Origin of the sequence: Rhodococcus sp. PvR099, assembly GCF_017833315.1 — a bacterium.
Lineage (GTDB): Bacteria > Actinomycetota > Actinomycetes > Mycobacteriales > Mycobacteriaceae > Rhodococcus_G > Rhodococcus_G oryzae.
Genome location: NZ_JAFIBV010000001.1, coordinates 5,254,962 through 5,277,056 on the forward strand (window position 1 = coordinate 5,254,962; position 22,095 = coordinate 5,277,056).

At 68.3% G+C, this 22,095-nt stretch carries 12 protein-coding genes; all 12 read left to right on the plus strand.

From position 1 onward, the window contains the following. Positions 1-35: 35 nt before the first annotated feature. The 12 genes from fadD5 to JOE46_RS24380 all read left to right on the plus strand — a co-directional run bounded on the left by fadD5 (position 36) and on the right by JOE46_RS24380 (position 21,891). Positions 36-1,622, plus strand: coding sequence for a fatty-acid--CoA ligase FadD5 (gene fadD5 / locus JOE46_RS24325; RefSeq protein ID WP_209928718.1), 1,587 nt, complete (start codon positions 36-38; stop codon positions 1,620-1,622). 325 nt (positions 1,623-1,947) lie between these two features. After that, the gene (locus tag JOE46_RS24330; protein ID WP_077040821.1) at positions 1,948-2,757 is read left to right on the plus strand and encodes an ABC transporter permease; all 810 of its coding nucleotides are present in this window, start codon (positions 1,948-1,950) and stop codon (positions 2,755-2,757) included. Then, entirely contained in the window at positions 2,757-3,617 is an 861-nt protein-coding gene (locus JOE46_RS24335) for an ABC transporter permease (protein WP_097211061.1), read from the plus strand. The genes JOE46_RS24330 and JOE46_RS24335 overlap by 1 nt, the downstream gene beginning before the upstream one ends. 1 nt (position 3,618) lies before the next feature. After that, complete coding sequence (locus JOE46_RS24340; RefSeq protein WP_209928721.1) at positions 3,619-4,848, plus strand: MCE family protein; 1,230 nt, start codon at positions 3,619-3,621, stop codon at positions 4,846-4,848. Then, on the plus strand, positions 4,845-5,894 hold the full coding sequence (locus JOE46_RS24345) for an MCE family protein (RefSeq protein ID WP_097211063.1): 1,050 nt from the start codon (positions 4,845-4,847) through the stop codon (positions 5,892-5,894). The genes JOE46_RS24340 and JOE46_RS24345 overlap by 4 nt, the downstream gene beginning before the upstream one ends. Next, positions 5,894-6,940, plus strand: coding sequence for an MCE family protein (locus JOE46_RS24350; protein ID WP_209929251.1), 1,047 nt, complete (start codon positions 5,894-5,896; stop codon positions 6,938-6,940). The genes JOE46_RS24345 and JOE46_RS24350 overlap by 1 nt, the downstream gene beginning before the upstream one ends. After that, positions 6,937-8,055, plus strand: coding sequence for an MCE family protein (locus JOE46_RS24355; RefSeq protein WP_209928723.1), 1,119 nt, complete (start codon positions 6,937-6,939; stop codon positions 8,053-8,055). Before JOE46_RS24350 ends, JOE46_RS24355 begins: the two co-directional genes overlap by 4 nt. Further along, complete coding sequence (locus JOE46_RS24360) at positions 8,055-9,137, plus strand: MCE family protein (protein WP_097211065.1); 1,083 nt, start codon at positions 8,055-8,057, stop codon at positions 9,135-9,137. Before JOE46_RS24355 ends, JOE46_RS24360 begins: the two co-directional genes overlap by 1 nt. Further along, positions 9,134-10,345: an MlaD family protein gene (locus JOE46_RS24365; protein ID WP_209928725.1), complete on the plus strand. Its 1,212-nt coding sequence runs from the start codon at positions 9,134-9,136 to the stop codon at positions 10,343-10,345. The genes JOE46_RS24360 and JOE46_RS24365 overlap by 4 nt, the downstream gene beginning before the upstream one ends. After that, a complete protein-coding gene (locus JOE46_RS24370) occupies positions 10,342-10,923 on the plus strand; it encodes a mce associated protein mas1a (protein ID WP_179800493.1) in 582 nt (193 codons plus the stop codon). The genes JOE46_RS24365 and JOE46_RS24370 overlap by 4 nt, the downstream gene beginning before the upstream one ends. Before the next feature lie 24 nt (positions 10,924-10,947). Continuing rightward, the gene (locus JOE46_RS24375) at positions 10,948-11,853 is read left to right on the plus strand and encodes an oxygenase MpaB family protein (RefSeq protein WP_097211067.1); all 906 of its coding nucleotides are present in this window, start codon (positions 10,948-10,950) and stop codon (positions 11,851-11,853) included. Between the two features lie 507 nt (positions 11,854-12,360). Beyond that, a complete protein-coding gene (locus tag JOE46_RS24380; RefSeq protein WP_209928726.1) occupies positions 12,361-21,891 on the plus strand; it encodes a non-ribosomal peptide synthetase in 9,531 nt (3,176 codons plus the stop codon). Positions 21,892-22,095 lie beyond the last annotated feature (204 nt).

A 22,095-nucleotide genomic window follows, 5' to 3' on the forward strand; every position in this document is an offset into this window, starting at 1 on the left:
AGCCAGCCACACCGTGACAGGGAAGGAACACCAGGATGTCACTCAGCGATGATCTGCTCTCGCAGCCGCTGCAGGCCCGTAGGAACCATTGGAACAATCAGGTCGCCACCCACGCGGCCATGCGGCCGGATGCGGTGGCGCTCCGTTTCCAGGGAGCCACCACCACGTGGTCCGAGCTGCACCTGCGCTCGGAGTCGTTCGCGGACGCACTCGCTCGGCGAGGTGTCGGGTTCGGCGACCGGGTTCTGCTCGTCATGCTCAACCGCCCCGAATTCCTCGAGGCGGTCCTCGCCGTCAATTCACTCGGCGCCATCGCGGTTCCGGTCAACTTCCGCCTCACTCCGCCCGAGATCGCATTCATCGTGACCGACAGCGGCGCGACCGCGGTCGTGACCGACGTGCCGCTGGCGCCCCTTGTCGCTGCTGTGCGAGCTCAGGTTCCTGCCCTGTCGACCTGTGTCGTCGTGGGGCAGCCGGGCGCGGACGGCGTGCTCGGCTACGAAGAACTGGTCGACGAGGACGGCGCGGCGCACGCGCCGATCGACCTGATCGAGGACACCCCCGCGCTGATCATGTACACCTCCGGCACGACGGGCAGCCCCAAGGGGGCGGTCCTCTCGCATGCGAACATGCAGGCGCAGGCCCTGACCTGTATCCGGGCCCTGCGGATGTCGGGTGGCGACGACGTCGGGTTCTGTGCCTCGCCGATGTTCCACATCGCCGCGCTCGGGAGCATGGCTCCGTCCCTCGTGCTCGGAGTGCCGACGGTGATCCATCCGCTCGGCGCATTCAACCCAACGGAACTGCTGGACGTATGGGAGGCGGAGCGGGTCACCACAGCCTTCCTCGTGCCGGTGCAATGGCAGGCGGTGTGCGCGGAACCGACTGTCCGCCAGCGTGATCTGGCCCTGCGGGTGATCAGCTGGGGTGCTGCGCCGGCTTCCGACGTGGTACTGCACGCGATGGCGGACACCTTTCCCGACGCGGTCAACGTTGCGGTGTTCGGGCAAACCGAGATGTCGCCGATCACGTGTGTTCTGGACGGCGAGGACGCGGTGCGCAAGCTGGGATCGGTCGGAAAGGTCATCCCGACGATCCAGGCACGCATCGTGGACGACGAGATGAACGACGTGCCCGCGGGGCAGGTCGGCGAGATCGTCTACCGGGGACCGACCATGATGCGCGAGTACTGGCGGAACCCGCAGGGCACCGCGGATGCGTTCGCGGGCGGCTGGTTCCACTCCGGAGACCTGGTTCGGCAGGACGAGGAGGGGTTCATCTTCGTAGTCGACCGGAAGAAGGACATGATCATCTCCGGTGGGGAGAACATCTACTGCGCCGAGGTCGAGAACGCGCTGTTCGCACATCCGAAGGTATTGGAAGCGGCGGTGATCGGGCGACCGGACGACAGGTGGGGTGAGGTGCCCGTCGCCGTCGTGGCGCTGCGGGGTGACGATCTCACCCTCGGCGAGTTGTCCGAGTTCCTCGATGGTCGGCTGGCCCGGTACAAGCACCCGAAGGAGCTGGTCATCGTGGACGCGCTGCCGCGCAACGCCAGCGGCAAGGTGGTCAAGGGCGAGCTGCGCAAGGGCCACGGATCGATGTCGGTCAGAGCGGGCTGACACCCGCTCGGGGGCATGGACGACGGGGAGGGTCGTCCATGCCTCGCTCTCGCTTCGCGGGACCTCCGGTCCCCTGCTCGACGCGATAGAGCGGAATATTCACTAACACGGCTTTTCGGTAGAAGTCGTACCGGATGACACGTAATCCATTGGTATAGAGGATCAACAGAGTCCCCATTGGCGGCTTCCCGGCGAGGACCTCTCATCGAATTATATGAGAATCGCCGTTCACTTAATCCTTGCGACGGAGTGCGAGCCGTGAGAGGCTTCACACATTCGACGTCCGCGGTTTCGACCGCGAACCGGTTGAGAGGGGGCTCTGGCGATGACATACGAACTGCCGGTCGCCAAGGGGCCGGTTCGTGACGTCGCGAACCAGGGCGGGTACCTGATCGGATTCGCGGTTCTCTCGCTCGTGGCATTGGCCCGAGCGTTGTTCCGCCGCCGATTGTCCCTGCACGAGACCATCACTCAGACGTTGTTCATCGGCCGGGTCAGCACCGGCCCCTCACTGCTGCTGATGATCCCGATCGGCGTGTTCATCGCGGTGTCGGTCGGCGAGCTCGCGGGCCGGATCGGTGCGGGTGGGTACTCGGGTGCGGTGGTGGCATTCATCATCGTCGGGCAGGCCGCCGCGCTCGTGTGTGCGCTGATGATGGCGGGCGTGGCGGGCTCGGCGATCTGTACCGACCTGGGGTCACGCAAGATCCGGGAGGAGATCGATGCCATGGAGGTCATGGGCATCGACGTCGTCGAGCGACTGGTCGCGCCCCGGCTGGTCGCGGCGGTGGTGGTCTCGCTCGCGCTGTGTTCGATGGTGACCTTCGGCGGCGTGATGGCCTGCTACCTCTATCACATTTATGTTCAACATCTTCCGGCCGGAACGTTCATGTCGACCTTCAGCCAGTACGGACGGATGTCCGACTTCGTGATGGCACTGGTGAAGGCGGCGGTCTTCGGTCTCACGTCCACCCTGGTCGCGACCTTCAAGGGCTTGCACACCAAGGGTGGGCCCCGCGGAGTCGCGGATGCGGTCAACGAGGCGGTGGTGATCGCCTTCGCCCTCGTGTTCATCGTCAACGCCGCACTCTCCGCGCTCTACACCGTGATCGTCCCGGCCGTGGGGTCCTACTGATGGTCGGCTTCGACACGATGGTCCGCGTCCGGCGTCAGTCGACCGTGCCCGCCAGAGCGGTCTACGGGGCTCTGGTCGACGTCGGCAGGCACGTGACCTTCTACGCGCGGACCGTCGCATCGATCCCGTTCGCGCTCACGAGGTATCGCAAGCATGTCCTCGGTCAGATCAGCGAGGTCAGCTTCGGTACCAATTCGGTGCTCTCCGGGGGCGGCACCATCGGAATCGTGTTCGCGATGTCCCTCGCCGCCGCGATGATGCTCGGCGTCGAGACGCAGCGCGGTCTCGAACTGGTCGGGATGACGACGATGTCGGGAATGCTCTCCGCCATCGCGAACACCCGCGAGCTCGCACCGGTCGTGGTCGCCATCGCGCTGGCGGCCAAGGTCGGCACCGGATTCACAGCCCAGATCGGCGCGATGCGGATCTCGGATGAGATCGACGCGCTGGACGCGATGGCAATTCGCTCGATCCCGTTCCTCGCCGGCACCCGGGTGCTGGCCGCCATGGTCTGCGTCCTCCCCATCTTCATGGTCGGATTGCTCGCGAGCTACCTCTCGACGCGGCTCGTGATCGTGTTCTGGGGCGGTGCCTCCGCGGGTACCTACGACTACTTCTTCCACCTGGCACTGTCCCCACAGGACCTCGTCTACGCCGCACTCAAGGCGGTGGTCTTCGCCGCGGTGGTCTCGTTGGTGCACTGCGCATACGGCTACTACGCCTCGGGCGGACCCGCGGGGGTCGGGCAGGCCGCGGGCCGCGCGCTGCGCACCGCGATCCTCGCGATCGGGATCCTCGATGTGCTGATGACCTTCGCGCTGTGGGGCCTGGTCCCCGAGATCCCCGGAATGGGGGTCTGAGGTGGACCAGTTCACGGGACGATCGCGTGGGTGGCTGGCGCTGCGCGGGGCGGTCGCGGTGCTCGTCGGTGCGCTCGTCGTGGTGACGCTGGTGCTACGCGGATCGGGGAACCTGCAGCGCGATCCCGAGGTGGTCGTCGCCATTCCCGCGTCGGCGGGCCTGATCACCGGTGAGGCGCCGGTGCGCTATTCCGGTGTCAATATCGGCAGGATTTCCGGAATCGAATCGGGCACAAAGTCTTCCGTGGTCCGCCTGCAGATCGATGCCGCCGCGATCGGGCAGGTGCCGTCCTCGGTCCGAGCGCGGGTGGTACCCCGGACGTTCTTCGGGGACATCTACATCCAATTGGTCGACGACCCGAACGCCCTGGCTGGGGTCGCGCTCGCGGACGGTGACGCGATCGCTGTCGATGCCGGTCCGGACGCGGTGGCCCTCTACGGGATCTACACGAAGATGGTCGACGTCCTCGACCACATGCAGCCTCAGAAGATGCAGACCGCGCTGACCGCGCTGGGCCAGGCGCTCGACGGGCGGGGGGAGACGGTCGGCCGCATCGTCGACCGGCTCGGCTCGGCATCGCGAACGCTCGGCCCCGCCGCCGAGCAGTTCGTCGGGGCGACTCCCGATTTCCGTTCGGTGATGGCGGCGCTCGACACGGCGACACCGGACGTGCTCGCCACCCTGACCGCGGCGACATCGGTATCGCAGCGAATGGTCGATCACGGCGATCAGGTGGCGGCCATGCTCGGGAGCGCGGCGGGATTCGCCTCGGTGGCGGCGTCGTTCGTCGGCGAGCAGCGCGATCAGATCATCACCGTGGTCGATTCGACAGGCACGATCCTCGCGACCACCGCGGCGAACCCGGCCGGCCTGGTCGACACGCTGTCCGGGGCCGAGACCTTCGGGGCGGCGGGCGCTCGGGTGTTCGCCACGGGAAAGTTCAACATCACCGCGGTGCCGACCTTTCAGGGCCCGCTGCCGTACACGGCGTCCGACTGCCCGCGCTACGGCGACGAGTACGGCGCCGACTGCGGTGGGGCCCAGGTCTTGTCCGCCCAACCGGGACGCCAGGCCGTGGTCGATGTGGGACGCGAGGCCCCCGTGTTGAACCTTCTCGAGGCCGGCCTGCGCGAGAATCGCGCGACCGCCGACCCCGATGCCGTCCCGAACCCGGCCACCGTCGTCATGCTCGGACCGATGGTGCGCGGCAGTGAGGTGACCGTCCGATGAAGATCGGTTGGGTGCCCGCGCTGAAGGCCGTCGGATTCTGCTTGACCGGCCTGCTGTGCGGGTCGTTCGTGGTGAACACGCTGACGGTTCCTGTGCGCGGCGCCACCGACCGGTACACGCTCGAATTCACCGACGTGGAGGGCCTGAGCCCAGGCAACCCGGTGACCATGGCGGGTGTTCGGGTTGGGCGCGTCGAGACCATCGACTTCGCCGACGCGGGCGGCGGCACCAGCAAGGCCGTGGTCCGGATCGAGGTCGAATCGGAGCACCGACTGGCCACGGACGTCACCGCCGCGGTCCGATACGGCGACATGCTGGGCGCGCGCTATATCGCGCTGACCCAACCGGACGGCGCCGCGATCGACACCGTGGCGATCGGGCAGCGCCCGGCCGCCCTCGAACCGGGTGGGCTGATCCCGGTCGCGCAGACCACGCCGCCGGTGGACCTGACCGCTCTGATGAACGGGTTTCGTCCGCTGTTCGACGCGCTCGCCCCCGACCAGGTCAACACCCTCACCCGTGGATTCGTCGAGACCTTCAGCGGACAGGGGCAGACGATCGCCACCCTGCTCGCACAGATCGGCTCGCTCAGCACCGGGCTGGTCGATCGGCAGGACGTGATCGAGCAGCTGGTCGACAACCTGGTCTCGCTGCTCGGCTCGGTCGAAGCGAGGGCCCCTCAGCTCGAGCAGCTGCTCGCGGGGCTCAGCGGGCTGAGCACTTCGGTGGCCGGCAACAGCGACCAACTGATCGCACTGCTCGGCGACGGGAACCGGGCGGTCGCTCAGATGGCGCAGGCGATGGCCCGGTCCAACGGGGCCTTCGGGAGGTCCGTGACCGATCTGAAGGCGGTGACCGACAGCTGGGTCGCGAGCACCGACGAGTTCAACGCCTTCGTGGCCAAGATGCCGGAGTTCGGGGCCGCGATCAACCGGATGGGCAGCTACGGCGGATTCGTCAATCTCTACCTCTGCAACTTCACCCTGAAGGCGGGCGATGTGGAAGCAAACATCTTCGGCAGCACGCATTCGCCGGTGTGCTCATGATGTTCCTGGTGAAGCTGATCGACGTGGTCGTCGGCGCCACGCAGTTTCTGTTCACCGGCGAGCGACGGCCTGGCAGCGGCACGCCGATGGTGCTGGGCGCCCTCGGGATCATCGCACTGGTGGCGGGCCTCGGGATCGCGATCGGCGCGCCGAAGGCGTGGTATCTGGCGCGGACCGGTCCCTTTGTCGCCGAACTCGACAACGCCGCCGGGTTGTCCGGAGGTGACCCCGTTTACGTGGCAGGGGTCCCCGCCGGCCGGGTGGAGGGAATCGAGTTGTCGGGTGACCACGTCCGGGTCGACTTCCGGTTGGACAAGCAGCAGCCGCTCGGCAATCAGAGCACCGCAACCGTGCGGCTCAAGACGGTACTCGGCAAACGGTACCTCGAGATCGTGCCCGCCGGGGTAGACGACGGCGGCACCGTCATCCCGCGCTCCCGCACCACCGTTCCGTACAGCCTCGACGACGTCAGCAGGGACGCGACGGCGGCTGCCGAGGGTGTCGATGTCGACTCGATTCAGGCGATGATGACCACGCTGTCCCAGATCATGCCCGCCGATTCGGACCAACTCGGGAAGACCCTCGCCGGGCTCAGCGGCGCATCGGCCGCGTTCGCCGAGAATGGGCAGCAAATAGACGAACTTCTCGTCATGTCCCGTTCGCTCTCCGATCTCGTTGTCCGTCAGAGTGATTCGCTGGCGACGACGATGTCGAACGCGCAAACCGTGGTGCAGATCCTCGCCGTCAGGAAGCAGGCGCTGACCGAACTGGTGGACAACCTCAGCGCGGTGGTGTCGACCCTGTCCGCCTCGATGTCCGACCATCAGGAGGAGTTCGGACAGCTGGTCACGAACCTCGTGTCGATCACCGACACGCTGAAGGCGAACGCGGGCAACATCGAGGTGCTGATGGACCGGCTGCCACCCGCCCTCCGATCCGCGACCGATGCGACCGGTAACGGGGCCTGGACAGATGTCAACGCGCCTGCCGCGGTGATCCCGGACAACATGCTGTGTTCCCTCGGAGTGATGCAGGGGTGCAGATGACCGCCGCCCGATGGTCGCGAGTGGCGACCGCGCTGACACTCGCCGTCGCGCTGGTGACGGCGGGATGGTTCGTCTTCGCCCGCACCGACGACTCGAAGACGGTGTACGCGAACTTCAGCTACGTCAACGGGATCTACCCCGGTAGCAAGGTCACCGTGCTCGGAGTCCCGGTCGGGTCGGTGATCGCGGTACAGCCGCAGGGCACCTCGGTGCGTGTGACGATGACGGTGCCCGGCGAGGTCGAGCTGCCCGCAGACGCGAGTGCCTATGTGCTCAACCCGTCGGTGATCAGCGACCGGCACGTCGAACTCGGACCCACCTACGGTGGCGGGCCGATGCTCGCGGACGGTGCCGAGATCCCCATGGAACGCAGCCACGCCCCGATCGACTTCGACGGGCTGATGGGCAGCATCAGCACGCTCGCGGATGCCCTCGGTGGCGGTGCACCGGACCGGCCTGGTGGCAGCACCGGCGACCTGTTGACCGAGGTCGCGGACAACTGGCGCGGCAACGGCGACCAGTTCAACTCCGCCATCAAGAGCCTCAGTGCGGCAACGGGAGTGGTGGGAGCGCGGGCCGAGGACATCGGGGCGCTCGTGCGCAACATCAACACGCTGATGGTGGCGTTGGATGCCCGTCAGGTGAGCCTGGACTCCCTCGTCGCTGACCTCGGCGAGCTCGGGGACGAATGGTCGGCGCGGAAGATCGACATCGCCGGTCCGCTGCAGGACCTGCGCGTGGTGCTCGATCAGGTCAACGCCTTCATGACCCGACACGGAGACGATGTCGGCACGATGGCCGAGAACACGCGGGTGCTCGGCGACACGCTTGCCGCGAACCAGGCCGGCCTCGCCGAGTTCATGGATGTGGTGCCGCTGCTGATGCAGAACCTCTCCAACACCGTCGGGCCCGACAATCGGGGCCGGATCCGGCTGAACGTCTCGACGTCGCTGACCCAGTTCGCTGTCGCGAAGCCGCTCTGTGACGCCTACCCGCTGCCGCTGTGTACCGGGGCCGGGTTCACCAATCCGATCTCGTTCCCGGTCAGTGCGTCTGACCCGCTGGGCATCGTCTCGGCGGTCACCGGGGCCGCGCAGGCGCCGAGGGGGAATTGATGCGCCGCACGTCGGTGGGTCTCGCTTGCGCCACGCTGGCAGGCAGTCTGCTCCTGTCGGGCTGTGGCGTCGGCATCGCGGACCTGCCGCTTGGCCGCTCGGCGGACGGTCCCGGCTACACGGTCACGCTGCAGCTCGCCACCGCGGATGGATTGCTGCCGGGTGCCGATGTGCGGGGTGGGCAGAAGGTGATCGGTCGCGTCGCGGGCCTTGCGACTGACACGGTGGGCGCGAGGGTCTCGTTGAGTCTCGAACTCGCGACCGAACTGCCGGACAACGTCGAGGCGTCCGTGGAACTGCCGTCCGCACTGGGGAACCCGTTCATCCGGCTCACCGAACCCACGCAGCCCTCATCGCGGCCGCTGCGGAACGGCGATGTCATCGCCGAGTCCCGCACGACGATCGGTCCGCAGATCGAGAGTGCGCTGGCCACCCTCGGCACGATCGTCAGCGGAAGCGGGCTGAGTCAATTGCAGACCGTCGTCGGCGAGTTGAACACGGCGTTCGCGGGCCGGTCGGGGGAGGTTCGGGGACTGATGGACACGCTGGCCTCGCTGATGGCGGGCGCGACAGCCAACCAGAGCGAGTTCGATGCCGCCATCGACCTCGCTGCACGGGTCTCGCAGCAGCTGGCAGATCAGCAACGGGTCGTCGACGGCTACCTCGACGCGATGCCGGGTGCGGTCGAACTGCTCACGCAGCAACGGGATTCCATCGCGTCGCTGCTCGCCTCGACGACCGCGCTCGCGACCAATACCGACGCCATCCTCGCTGCGTCGCCGCAGGGCATCGACGGCATGCTTGCCGATGCCGGCACGGTGATCGGGGCATTGAACAGCGTCAACGGCAGGATCGCCACGACGCTGGACAACATGAACACCTTCCTGGGGAACTTCGGGCGCTCGGTGCACGGGGACTACCTGAACTTCGATGGCGCGCTCGACATCCCGGGGGGCATCGACAAGTTGATCACCGGAGGAGCGCTGCCCGGCGGCGCCGCGAGCCCGCCCGCGGGCACGCTGACATCGCTGCTGACCGGCGGTGTCCCGCTGTCCGCGCCGGTCCCGGGTGGTGTCCGATGAGACGCCTGGTGCTCGTCCAGCTGGTGCTGTTCGCCCTCACGTCGGCGATCGTCATCCCGTTCGGTATCAATTACGTCCTCGGGCCGCAGGCGTTCGGGGACCCGGTCCGGGTGCATGCCACGATGACGGACGCGCTCGGGCTCACCGCGGGCACCAGCGTCACCTACCGGGGGGTCACGGTCGGGAAGGTGGCGGGGGTGTCGCTCGACCCCGACATCCGCGGTGCCCGTGTGGAGTTCGACCTGGACCCGGGGACCCTGATCCCGCGGGACAGCGTCGCCCGGGTCGGGATGGGGACAGCCGCGGGAATCCAGAACGTCGACATCTTCCCCAACACCGAGCTGGGTCCGTACCTCGCGGAGGGTGACGAGCTCGCCGCGCCCGCCGACGCGCAGCCGGTCCAGATGGGTCAGATGATGTTGCAGGCGGCCCGACTGCTCGAGGACATCGATCCGCAGGCGGTCAGCGATATCGGCACGGAGCTCGGCGCGTCGTTCGACGGTCTCGGTCCGGCGATGGCGAGCATGATCGATCACGGTGATCGGCTGTCGGCTCAGCTCGACGAGCAGGCTCCGATGCTCAAGGCCCTTCTCGAGCGGACCACGAGTCTGATCGGAGCGATGGCGGGACAGTCCGATTCGTTCGGGCGGGGGATGGCGGCCGCGCGCAACTTCACCGAGCAGCTCGACTCGAACGCGCCGGTTCTCGTCTACCTCGCCGACACCTCCCCGCAGGCGCTCGGCAATGCCAGGACCCTGTTCGACCGCTACCACGACACGTTCGGGGCCGTGCTCGCGAACCTGGTGACCGTGGAGCCGATCATCTCGGATCGCAGCGATGCCCTCGCTGCCGGTCTCGTCGGTATTCCACAGGGCCTGGGCAAGCTGGAGTCGATCGTCACCGGGGACCGGGCGAACTTCGCTCTCGTCGCCACGCAGGGGCCGGTCTGCAGCTACGACACCGTGCGCAGGGCGGTCGGCGACGTGAGTCCGACCGAAACCGATCTCACCTACTACTGCCCGCCGGGATCGAACATCGCTCAGCGTGGCGCCAGGAACGCACCCCGTCCCGACGAGCTGGGCCTGCAGAACGCCACAACGCCGGGGACCCCCATCGGTCCCCCCGTTGTCGCCGACCCGATCCTCATCCCCACCGGGGTCGAGGCATTGAACTACTGGAAATCGCTTCTGGAGGATCTCGGACGATGACAACCGACAGCATCACAGCCACTACGCCGCGGGAGTCCGACGCACCCCCGCCCACCGCGGAGAGCGAGATCGGGCCCGTGCCGCCACGTCGCGCGATCGCTTCGCTGCGTCGACCGTCGGCGCTCGTGGCGCTGCTGTTGGTGCTCGCGCTGCTCGCCACGACGGCGGTGTTGACGATCCAGGTACTCCGTGCCCGGCACGTCGACGCGCTACGCGCCGAGGCGGTCGACATCGCGCGGGAGTACTCGGTGGCGATGTCCTCGTTCGACTTCCAGAGCCTGGATGCGAACCGGGACGCGATCATGGAGATGTCGACCCCGGCCTTCGCGGACAAGTACAGCCAGATGGTCGACGCGCTCGCGCAGATCGTCACGGAGGGCAAGGGCCAGGCGACCGCGACCGCGGACCACGTGGCGGTCGAGCGCATCGACGACTCATCCGCGTTGGTGCTCGTCTTCGTGGACCAGCAGGCGAAGAACGTCGTCTCGCCCGACGGCAACTCCCAGAAGTACCGGATGGTGGTCTCTCTCGTCCGTGAGGGCGACCGATGGATCGTCGACAACGTCGACACCAAATAGTCACGGACGAGGACTGGGGAAGCGATGCCCACTCACCACTCGGGTGCCCCGGCCGGCGGATCGGCCCTGACCGCGGCACAGACCCGGATCCGGATCACCTCGTCCGCGCGCAGGTGGACGCGGCGACCCGCGCACATCTCCGAGGCATTGGACTTCTGGTCCTTCGCCGGCGGCGCGGCGAACGTGGTCATGCAGTTGAGCAGGCCCGAGGTGGCCTACGGGGTGATCGAGAGCAAGGTGGAGTCCGGCAGCCTGATGCGCCATCCCTGGAAGCGGGCCAGGACGACCTTTCAGTACCTCACCGTCGCGATTCTGGGAACCGACGAAGAACGCCTGGCCTACCGGGAGGCGGTCAACGTCGCACACCGGCAGGTGCGCTCGGGCGAGAACAGCCCAGTCAAGTACAACGCCTTCAACCGCGAGCTCCAGATGTGGGTGGCGGCCTGCCTGTACATCGGGTTCGAGGACACCCACCAGCTCCTGCACGGAGCGATGTCCGAGGAACAGAAGGAGTCGTTCTATCAATCGTCGAGCACACTGGGCACGACCCTGCAGGTCACCGAGGAGATGTGGCCGGCCACCCGGGCCGACTTCGACCGTTACTGGAACAACGCCTGCCTGCGGGTGTCGATGGACGACACGGTCCGCGCCTATCTTATGGCCCTGGTGAACCTGCGGATGATCGGGTGGCCGCTGCGGCTCGTCTTCGGAAACCTGTTGACGTTCCTGACCGTCGGTTTCCTGCCGCCGCTGTTCCGCGAGCAGCTCCGGGTCGAGTGGAACGAGGACGATCGCAGGCGATTCGAGCACCTGTTCGTATTCGTCTCGTTCGTCAATCGGTTCCTGCCTCGGTTCGTCCGGCACGGAGCCAACTACGTGCTGATGCGCGACATTCGCCGGCGGATCGGCGCCGGACGGGCGCTGATCTAGTCCGCGGGGGCGGGTTTCGCCGAAATGTGATGAACGATAAGTTACTCGCTAGTAACAGTCGGGTGCTGGTAGCAAATAGCGCGTAACGCGTGTCGGCTGAATGGGTCTCCCGTCTTTGGTGTGCGATGATTTCGGTTGCTGTATTGCAGGTCATCAGGGACTGCGTGCTGTGACGGGGGTCATTGGGAGGTGGAGGCAGGCTCCGCAACCTGCACAGGCCGATCGAGCGATCCTCGACGCGGTCGATGGGCCGTGCGCGCTGTTCACCGATGGCGGGCACCCTCGCTGACGTGGACTTATGTGTGCGGCGCCGGGTTACTTCGGGAAAACGGCTAACGCGGATCGTTCGAGCGGCGATGTGATGGGTGGACTGAACGGAAGACCATTTCGCCGCTTGGGCGGGGCCATGACGGGATACAGCGACGGAGTGTCGTCGAGATGGGGGAGCGAACGTTGGACGCCCTGGGTACGGTCGGACCTGCTGAATCTTCGGATGAAGGGGCGCAGGTGAGCGCACACCCGCAGGATGCCGCACCGTTTCCGCTCTCGTCCGCGCAGCGTGGCATGTGGTTCGCTCAGCAGGCCGCAGGAGATGTTCCGCTCAACATCGCTCAGTACGTCGAGGTCGACGGTGTCCTCGACGTGGACGTCCTCACAGCGGCATGCCGATTCGCCGGCATGGAGCTCGGCTCCGCCTACCTGCGACTGATCGCCGATGACGGTCTTCCCCAGCAGATCGTCGATCGAACGATCGACGATCGCGTCGAGTTCATCGATCTCTCCGGGCACGAGGACCCGATCGCGGCGGCGCAGGCCTGGATGCGCAACGACTACGGATCCGCTCGTGACCTGTTCGTCGAGCGCCTCAACGTGTCGACGGTTCTGAAGCTGGCCGACGATCGCAGCTACTGGTACTGCCGCTTCCATCACATCTCCATCGACGGCTTCGGCGCGATGAACATGCTCAACCGCGCCGCGGAGGTGTACACAGCGCTCGTAGAGGGTCGGGAGATCACTCCGGGCAAGGCTGCCGATCTCGTCGAGATCTACGAGGACGAGCTCGCCTACCGCAACTCCGACCGCTTCCAGCGGGACCGGGAGTACTGGATCGAGCGCGTCGTCGACCTGCCTGCGGCGCCCAGCCTCGCGGGCCGCACCGCGCCCGTCGACTCGCATGCCACCGTGGCGGGCAAGCAGGTACCGCCGTCCACGGCCGAGCTGCTCAGCGCGACGGCGTCCGCGAGCGTCGTCGGCGAGACCCCCGCCATCGTCGCCGCCTTCGCCGGCTACCTCGCCGCGATGACCGGCAACGCCGACGTGGTGCTGAGCCTGCCGGTCTCCGCACGATCGTCCGCGGTTCTGCGCAGGTCGGGTGGCATGGTGTCCAATGTCGTCCCGATCCGGCTGCGGATCGAGGGCGACACCACCGTCGAGGACCTGATCGGGAAGGCGAACCTCGAGCTGACCGGCGCCCTGCGGCGCCAGCGGTACCGGCACGAGGACATGCGCCGCGATGCCGGGACCGTCGACGGCCAGCGCGGTTTCTTCGGACCGTCGATCAACATCATGATGTTCCACCGCGAGATCCGGCTCGGTGATCTCACGGGCCGGTTCACCGTGCTCAGCACGGGCCCCGTCGAGGACCTGGCCGTCAACCTCTACCCGAGCGTTGCGGGCAAGAGCGTCCAGATCGACTTCGAGGGCAACCCCAACCTCTACAGCGCGTCCGATCTCGACGCCTACCACCACCGATTCCTGAGCTATCTCGAGCGCTTCCTGTCGGCGGCGCGCGATTCCGAGGTGCGCGGCATCGACCTCCTCGAGGTGGGGGAGGCGGAGCACCTCCGATCCCTCGGCGCGGGCGGGTCGGCCCCCTTCGAACCGAACATCATCGATCGCTGGGAACAGAGCGTTCGGCGGGACGCAGGCGCTGTCGCGGTTGTCGGGTCCGGAAAGTCCGTCACCAGGGGCGACCTCGACCGGCGCGCCAATCAGCTCGCGCGCGAGCTGATCACCAGGGGCGTCGGGGCCGACGACATCGTGGCGCTGATGGTGCCGCGGTCGGTGGACTGGGTCGTCGGGATGCTGGCCACGTGGAAGGCGGGGGCCGCGTACGCCTACGTCGACCCGACGCTGCCCACCGATCGGGTGCAGTCGATCCTGGAGGACTGCGCGGTGAGCTGCGTGGTCGCCACGAGCGCGTGGGAGCGGGCCGGATTCGACGGCCAGATCATCCTGCTCGACGATCCGATCTCGCAGGCCGCCGTCGCCGAACTCGATCCCACCGCCCCCGCGAATCGGTGGGCCGAGCCGTGCGCGGGCGAGCGCATCGCCTACGTCATCTCGACCTCGGGTTCGACCGGTAGGCCGAAGCCGACGCTGGTCCCGATGCACGGGTTCGCGAACAACGTGGACTGGTACCGCGGAGAGGTTGCGCTGCAGCCCGGCCAAGGCCTGCTCGTGGCCGGCTCACCCAGTTTCGATGCCACCCAGAAGAACGTCTGGGTGGGACTGTCGGAGGGCTGGTCGGTCCATCTCGCGGGCGATCCGTTCGACCCGGTCGAGGTCCTGGACATCGTCGACAGCGAGGTCGTGCGGGTCGCGAACATGGCGCCGAGCCTGTTCAACGTCCTGCTCGATCACGACACCAGGGGTGTCCTGCCCAAGCTCGATGCGGTCTTCCTCGGTGGCGAGGCCATGCGCATGGACCGGCTGGGTCATCTCGCCTCGGCAGGCACCCGACTGGTCAATCATTACGGTCCCACCGAGGTGACCGACATGACGACCTTCCACGAGGTGTCTGTCGACCACGCGAGCTACCCGGATGGGCGGATCCCGATCGGTGGGCCGCTGCCCAACGTCGATCTGTACGTCCTCGACGAGCACCTGCGGCCCGTCCCCGCGGGGGTGACCGGGGAGCTGTACGTCGGTGGTGCCGGTGTCGCGCGTGGATACGGCAACCGGTTCGGCCTCACCGCGTCGACGTTTGTTGCGGACCCCTTCCGCGGCGCCGGGACGCGCATGTACCGCACCGGCGACGTGGTGTGGTGGAACTCCGATGGCGAGCTCGAGTTCCAGGGCCGCAGCGACTTCCAGGTGAAGATCCGCGGACTCCGGATCGAGCTGGGCGACATCGAGGCCGCCGTCCTCGCGCACCCGGACGTGGTGGCGGCCACCGTGCTGGTCCACGAGAGCGATCTCGGGCAGCGACTGATCGGCTACGCCGTTCCCGCCGCGGGCGCCGACCTCGACGTCGCCGCCGTCATCGGTCACGTCGGTGAGCTGGTGCCCAGCTACATGGTGCCCGCATCGATCATCGTCCTGGATCGGCTGCCGCTGACCGCGAACGGGAAGGTGGACCGGAAGGCATTGCCGGAACCGGACTTCCGGACCCCGGTTTCCGCGTTCGTGGCACCGGCCACCGCGATGGAGAAGACCATCGCCGCGGTGTTCGCCGAGGTGCTCGGCCTCGACGAGGTCAGCGTGGAGGACAGCTTCTTCGCCCTCGGCGGCGACAGCATCATGTCGATCCAGCTGGTCTCCCGCGCCAAGGAGGCCGGCGCGGTGTTCACCACCCGCGACGTGTTCGACTGTAAGACGGTCGCGGGCCTCGCCGAGGTGGTCACGCGCCGTCAGCTCAGCGACGACGTCCAGTTCGTGCTCGACGAGTTGCCGGGCGGCGGCGTCGGTGACCTCCCGCTGTTGCCGGTGGTCCGGTGGATGGTCGATCGGGGGCGCTTCGATCGGCTGGCCCAGGCGGTCCTGTTGACGCTGCCCGATGCCGTCGACGACGGACACCTGCGGGACGCGCTGCAGTCCGTGCTCGATCACCACGATGCGCTGCGTTCACGCCTGTCGCGACATGCGGACGGGGAGTGGATCTTCCGGGTCGGCGAGCCCGGTGTGGTGCGTGCCGGAGACCTCATGCGCGCGGTCTCCCTCACCGTCGAGCCCGGTACCGATGAGTTCGAGGCCGCCGTCGACGAACTGCTCGACGCGGCTGCCGACCGGCTCGACCCCGCGGCCGGGGTGATGCTGGCCGTGGTCAGGACGACCTCTCCGTCCGGTGCGGGTCGCCTGCTGATCGTGATCCATCACCTCGCCGTCGACGGTGTCTCCTGGCGAGTGCTGATTCCCGACGTCGCGATCGCGTGGTCGAACACCGCCGCCGGACAGCCGGTGGCCCTCGAGCCGGTCGGCACCTCCATGCGCCGGTGGGCGCACGGCCTGTCCGAGGAGGCGGGCAGCGATGCCCGCGCGGACGAGTTCGACCGCTGGCGAGAGGTTCTCGACGGACCGGACCCCGTGCTCGGCTCGCGCGCGCTCGACACGGCCGTAGACACGGCGGAGACCGCACAGACGGTCCGGATCGACATCTCGCCCGAGGTCACCTCGGCCGTGATGACCAGCATCCCCCGTGCGTTCCACGGTGGCGTCAACGACGGACTGCTCTCGGCACTGTTGCTCGCGGTCGCCCGCTGGCGCCGCGACCGCGGCGTCGACGAGTCCTCGGTCCTGTTGTCCCTCGAGGGCCACGGGCGCGACGACGACGTGATCGCCGGGGCCGATCTGTCCCGCACGGTCGGCTGGTTCACCAGCATCTTCCCGGTTCGCCTCGACCTGGCGGGTGCGGATCTCGACGATGCGCTCGCTGCGGGTCCGGCCGCGGGTGCGGTGGTCAAGGCGGTCAAGGAGCAGTTGCTCGCGGTTCCCGATGGCGGCCTCGGCTACGGCATGCTGCGTCACCTCGGGGAGGCGACCGGGGCCCGGCTGGCCGCCATGGCGGAGCCGCAGATCATCTTCAACTACCTGGGACGCACGGCGTCGGTCGGCGAGCACCTGATCGGCGCTCCGTGGACGCCGGACGACTCCGTCGGCATCGGCGGATTCATGTCGACCACCGACGGCACGACCCCGCTGTCGGCGACCGTCGAGATCAACGCAGGCATCGAGGGCGAGGGCCCGAACGCACACCTCGCCGCCTCGTTCACGTTCGCGGGCGGACTGCTCAGCGAGGACGAGACCCGGTCGCTCGGTCACTGGTGGGCGTGCGCCCTCGAGGCGATCGCGACCTTTGCGAGCGGAAGCGACGCGGGCGGACTGACACCGTCCGACCTGAATCTCGTCGAGCTGTCGCAGAAGCAGGTCGACCGGCTCGAGCAGCGGTACCCGAAGCTCACCGACGTGTGGCCGCTGGCGCCGCTGCAGCACGGCATGTACTTCCATTCGCTGCTGTCCTCGGACGTCGACGTCTACACCGCGCAGATCCTGATCGAGCTCGGCGGCGACGTCGATGCCGATCGTCTCCGGACGGCCGGCCAGGCACTGATCGACCGGCACGAGAACTTCCGGACCGCCTTCGTGCAGGACGAGGACGGGGGCGAGGTCCTGCAGGTGCTGCTGCACGACGCGCAGTTGCCCTGGACCAACACCGACCTGTCGTCGATGGACCCGCAGGCCGCCGCGGTTGAGGTGGAGCGGATCCTGGAGGCGGATCGGACCACCCGATTCGATCTCGGTTCGGCGCCGCTGACCCGCTTCCACCTGATCAAGTCGCCGCCCGCGAAGTGGCTGCTGACGGTCACCAACCACCACATCCTGATGGACGGTTGGTCGACCCCGTTGATCATCCGCGATCTGCTGACCCTCTACGCGGCGGCCGGTTCGTCCGACGTGCTGCCGAGGGCCCGCTCGTACCGGGACTTCCTCTCGTGGCTGGCGGCCCAGGATGCCGAGGCCACCACGGCCAGGTGGCATCGGGTGCTCGCGGGCATCGAGGAGCCGACCCTGCTGGCGGCCCGCAGCGAGGCGGCCGCGGAGGACGCGGTGCCCGAGGAGGTGTCCGCGGCGCTGTCCGCCGACCTCGACCGGCGCCTGTCCGAGCTGGGTCGCTCCCTCGAGGTCACCACGAACACGCTGCTGCAGGCGGCATGGGGTGTGGTGCTCGGCCAGCTCACTGCCCGCGACGACATCGTCTTCGGTGCCACCGTCTCGGGTCGTCCGCCGGAGTTGGCAGGCGTGGAATCGATGGTCGGTCTCTTCATCAACACGGTCCCCGTCCGGATCGAGCTCGACGCCGAGGAGTCGGTCGCGGAGCTGCTCTCCCGCGTCCAGCGTGAGCAGTCCGAGACCCTCGGCCATCAGCACATGGGTCTCAGCGAGATCCTCACGGCGCAGGGCAAGGGAAACCTGTTCGACACCCTGGTGGTGCTCGAGTCCTACCCCGTCGATCGGCAGGGGCTGACCGAGCACTCCGACATCGCGGGCATGCGTCTGCTCGATGTCGGGGTCCGTGACGGCTCGCACTACCCGCTCGCGGTCGTCGGACTGCTCGGCGAGACGCTCGAGCTGAACCTCAAGTACATGCCGTCGGTGTTCGACCGTGCCGCGGTCGAGGGCTTCCTCGGCCGCCTCGTGCGGGTGCTCGAGGCGTTCGCGGCGGACCAGAATGCGCGCGTCGGCGGGATCGAGTTGCTCGGAGCAGACGAGCGCGCCCGGCTGGTACCGGTGCGCGGCACCGGTGCGGTCGCGGGATCGACTCTGCCCGAGCTGCTCTCGGCGGCGGCAACGGCCAACCCGCGGTCGGTGGCGCTGGTCGCAGGCGGCCGTGAGCTGACCTATGCCGAGCTCGACGAGCGCTCGAACCGGGTGGCGCGCGCGCTCATCGCGGCAGGCGTCGGCCCGGAGACGTTCGTGGCGTTGGCATTGCCGCGCTCGGTCGAATCCGTGCTCGGTGTGTGGTCGGTGTCGAAGGCGGGCGGCGCGTATCTGCCGATCGACCCGGGCTACCCCGAGGACCGGATCGCCCACATGGTGTCCGATTCGGGTGTGCGCATCGGGCTGACCGTCGCCGCGCACCGCGCCGGGCTGCCCGAGTCGGTCACCTGGGTCGTGCTCGACGATCCGCAGTTCATCGCGCGCTGCGAGGGCCTCGCGGTGGACGCCGTGGCCGACGAGGAGCGGCAGGCGCCGCTGCGGCTCGAGCACAGCGCCTACATGATCTACACCTCCGGCTCCACCGGGTTGCCGAAGGGCGTCGTCGTCACCCACGCAGGACTGGCGAACTTCGCGAGCGAGCAGCGGGAGCGGTATGCGCTGTCCGCGTCCTCGCGCACGCTGCACTTCTCCTCGCCCAGCTTCGACGCCTCGGTGCTCGAACTGCTGCTCGCGGTCGGTGCCGGAGCGACGATGGTGATCGCAGGACCGGAGATCTACGGAGGCGAGGAACTCCGCGCGCTCCTGGCGACCGAGGGCGTGACCCACGCCTTCGTCACCCCTGCGGCGCTGGCGACCGTCGATCCGTCCGGACTCGACACCGTCCGCACGGTCGTCGTCGGTGGCGACGCCTGCAGCCCGGACCTGGTGGCGCGGTGGTCCGTCGGCCGGGCGATGTTCAACGCCTACGGCCCCTCCGAGGGCACGGTCGCGACCAACATCAGCGACCGGCTCGTCGCGGGCGAGCCCGTCACCATCGGCGGACCGATCCGTGGCGTGTCGGCCGTGGTCCTGGACGCGCGACTGCGCCCGGTCCCGGTCGGCGTCGCGGGCGAGTTGTACGTCTCGGGGGTCGCGCTGGCCCGTGGTTACCACGGCCGGGCAGCCCTGAGCTCCGAGCGCTTCGTGGCCGACCCGTTCGGTGGGCCCGGTAGCCGGATGTACCGCACCGGGGACGTGGTGCGGTGGATCGAGGCGCCGGGCACGGACACCGGCCTGGCAATCGAGTATGTGGGCCGCAGCGACTTCCAGGTGAAGGTGCGCGGCTTCCGCATCGAGCTCGGCGAGGTCGACGCCGCGCTCGGCGCCCACGAATCGGTCGACTTCGCGGTCACGGTCGGGCGTCCCGGTCCGTCCGGCGACATCCTGCTGGCCTCGTACGTGGTCCCGGTCTCCGAGGAGGCGGTCGATGCCGCCGAGTTGAAGGAGTTCCTGGGTCAGAGCCTGCCGGGGCACATGGTGCCCTCATCGATCGTGTTGCTCGACGCGCTGCCGCTGACGGTGAACGGCAAGCTCGATCGCAAGGCGCTGCCGGAACCCGAATTCGTTTCGGACGGGAGCGAATTCGTCGCGCCAGATTCTCCGGTCGAGGAACTGGTGGCCGGGATCTTCGCGGAGGTGCTCGGTCTGGATCGGGTGTCGGCGGCCGATTCGTTCTTCGCCCTCGGCGGGAACTCGTTGTCCGCGACCAGGGTGGTTGCCCGGGTCAACTCGGCGGCGGGCGCGGCACTCGGGGTGCGCGACCTGTTCGAGGCGTCCACGGTGCGGGATCTCGCGGCGCGCGCGGTCAGCACGGACGGACGTGCGCCGCGGCCCGCGCTGGCGGCGGGGGATCGGCCGGATCGCCTCCCGCTCTCGCTCGCGCAGCAGCGGATGTGGCTGATCAACCAGCTCGACACCGCGTCGCCGGTGTACAACATCGCGATCGCCGTGCGGCTGTACGGCAGCCTCGATTTCGACGCGCTCGGCTCGGCCGTGACGGACGTGCTCGCGCGCCACGAATCGGTGCGGACCGTCTACCCGGCGGACGAGGGGGTGCCGCGGCAGGTCGTGCTCCCGGTCTCCTCGGTCCCGATCGATCTCGACCCGGTGGAATGCGCGGAGGAGGCGCTCACCAGCGGGCTGGTCGAGTTCGCCTCCCACGGCTTCGACGTGACCTCGTCGCCGCCGCTGCGGACGCGGTTGTTCCAGGTGGGCGATCAGGAGTTCGTGCTCGCGCTGGTCGTGCACCACATCAGCGCCGACGGCGCCTCCATGGGGCCGCTGGCACGGGACGTCATGCTCGCCTACGGGCAGCGGGTCACCGGGCAGGAGCCCGGCTGGGAGCCGCTCCCGGTGCAGTACGCGGACTATGCGCTGTGGCAGCGCGAGGTCCTCGGCGCCGAGGACGACCCCGAGTCGCTGGCCTCGCGTCAGCTCGACTTCTGGGAGCGGACGCTGAGCGGCATGCCTGCGCTGATCGAGCTGCCCACCGACCGGCCGCGGCCGGCGCGGCAGTCGATGGACGGCGGCAAGGTCGACTTCGAGATCGGCGCGGATCTGCTCGCCCGACTGCACGAGATCGCGCGCGGCAACGACGCCACGCTGTTCATGGTCACGCACGCCGCGCTCGCGGTGTTGCTCGCCCGTCTGACCGGCGGCGAGGACATCGCGATCGCCACCCCGGTTGCCGGGCGCGGCGAGGCCGAGCTCGACGGTCTGGTCGGGATGTTCGTGAACACGCTCGTCCTGCGGGCGGGGGTCGACCCGGGCGCGACCTTCACCCATGTGGTCCAGCAAGCCAAGAAGGTCGACCTCGAGGCCTACGCGCACGCCGACGTGCCCTTCGACAGCGTGGTGGAGCGGCTCAACCCGGAGCGGTCGACCGCCTACTCGCCCTTGGCGCAGGTGATGCTCTCGTTCGAGAACCTGGGACGCCCGACCCTGGAGCTCCCGGACCTGACGGCGTCGGAGTTCGACAGCGGGTTGGTCGCGGCCAAGCTCGACCTGCAGCTGACCCTCGTGGAGAACCGGGACGCGGAGGGCAAGGTGACCAGCCTGTCCGCCTCGTTCAATTACGCGGCCGCCCTCTTCGACGAGGCCACGGTCTCGAGCTTCGCCGATCGCTTCCTGCGGATCGTGACGGCCGTGGCCGATGACGCCGAGGTGATCGTCGGCGACATCGACATCTGGAGCGCGCCCGTGGACGAGTCGCCGAGCATCGTGGGGCCCACCGTCGACGACCTGCCGGTGCTGGTCGCCGCGGTGGCCGAGGTGGTGCCCGCCGAGATCGCTCTCGAGCACGACGGGATCAGCGTCACCTACGGGCAGATGGACGAGCGCCTGAAGCTGCTCACCGCGTCGCTCGCGGACCGCGGCATGGCGGTCGAGGCCATCGTCACGACGGCCCTGACCAGCCTGGTGCCGACCATCCTGCTCGCCGCGGGCGGCAGCGGTGCGGGCGACGGCTTCGCCGACGTGGTCGACCGGCTGGTCGCCGACGCCGCGGCAGCGGCGGCACGACATTCGAAGGATCCGATGGTTCGCCTTGTGACCGGTCACTGATCCACAGCAGCGAGCCTCGTTGTGTCGGTCCCGTATGTTTAGCTGCGGTGATTCGTCGCATCGGACGGCTCGCTGTTCTGTGATGCGTAAACGAACGAACTAGCTCGAATGCTTCGGAGGAACTGTTGTCTGCTGCGGATCTGACTCGATCGATCGCCGCTCTCGCCTCGGACCGCCCGGACACGATCGTAGTGTCGGTCGACG

What these genes read in the sequence shown, in the direction of transcription:
- JOE46_RS24350 (WP_209929251.1), top strand. Translation starts at nt 5,894, where the DNA reads ATGTTCCTGGTGAAGCTGATCGACGTGGTCGTCGGCGCCACGCAGTTT.
- JOE46_RS24370 (WP_179800493.1), top strand. Translation starts at nt 10,342, where the DNA reads ATGACAACCGACAGCATCACAGCCACTACGCCGCGGGAGTCCGACGCA.
- JOE46_RS24375 (WP_097211067.1), top strand. Translation starts at nt 10,948, where the DNA reads ATGCCCACTCACCACTCGGGTGCCCCGGCCGGCGGATCGGCCCTGACC.
- JOE46_RS24335 (WP_097211061.1), top strand. Translation starts at nt 2,757, where the DNA reads ATGGTCGGCTTCGACACGATGGTCCGCGTCCGGCGTCAGTCGACCGTG.
- JOE46_RS24345 (WP_097211063.1), top strand. Translation starts at nt 4,845, where the DNA reads ATGAAGATCGGTTGGGTGCCCGCGCTGAAGGCCGTCGGATTCTGCTTG.
- fadD5 (WP_209928718.1), top strand. Translation starts at nt 36, where the DNA reads ATGTCACTCAGCGATGATCTGCTCTCGCAGCCGCTGCAGGCCCGTAGG.
- JOE46_RS24360 (WP_097211065.1), top strand. Translation starts at nt 8,055, where the DNA reads ATGCGCCGCACGTCGGTGGGTCTCGCTTGCGCCACGCTGGCAGGCAGT.
- JOE46_RS24365 (WP_209928725.1), top strand. Translation starts at nt 9,134, where the DNA reads ATGAGACGCCTGGTGCTCGTCCAGCTGGTGCTGTTCGCCCTCACGTCG.
- JOE46_RS24355 (WP_209928723.1), top strand. Translation starts at nt 6,937, where the DNA reads ATGACCGCCGCCCGATGGTCGCGAGTGGCGACCGCGCTGACACTCGCC.
- JOE46_RS24330 (WP_077040821.1), top strand. Translation starts at nt 1,948, where the DNA reads ATGACATACGAACTGCCGGTCGCCAAGGGGCCGGTTCGTGACGTCGCG.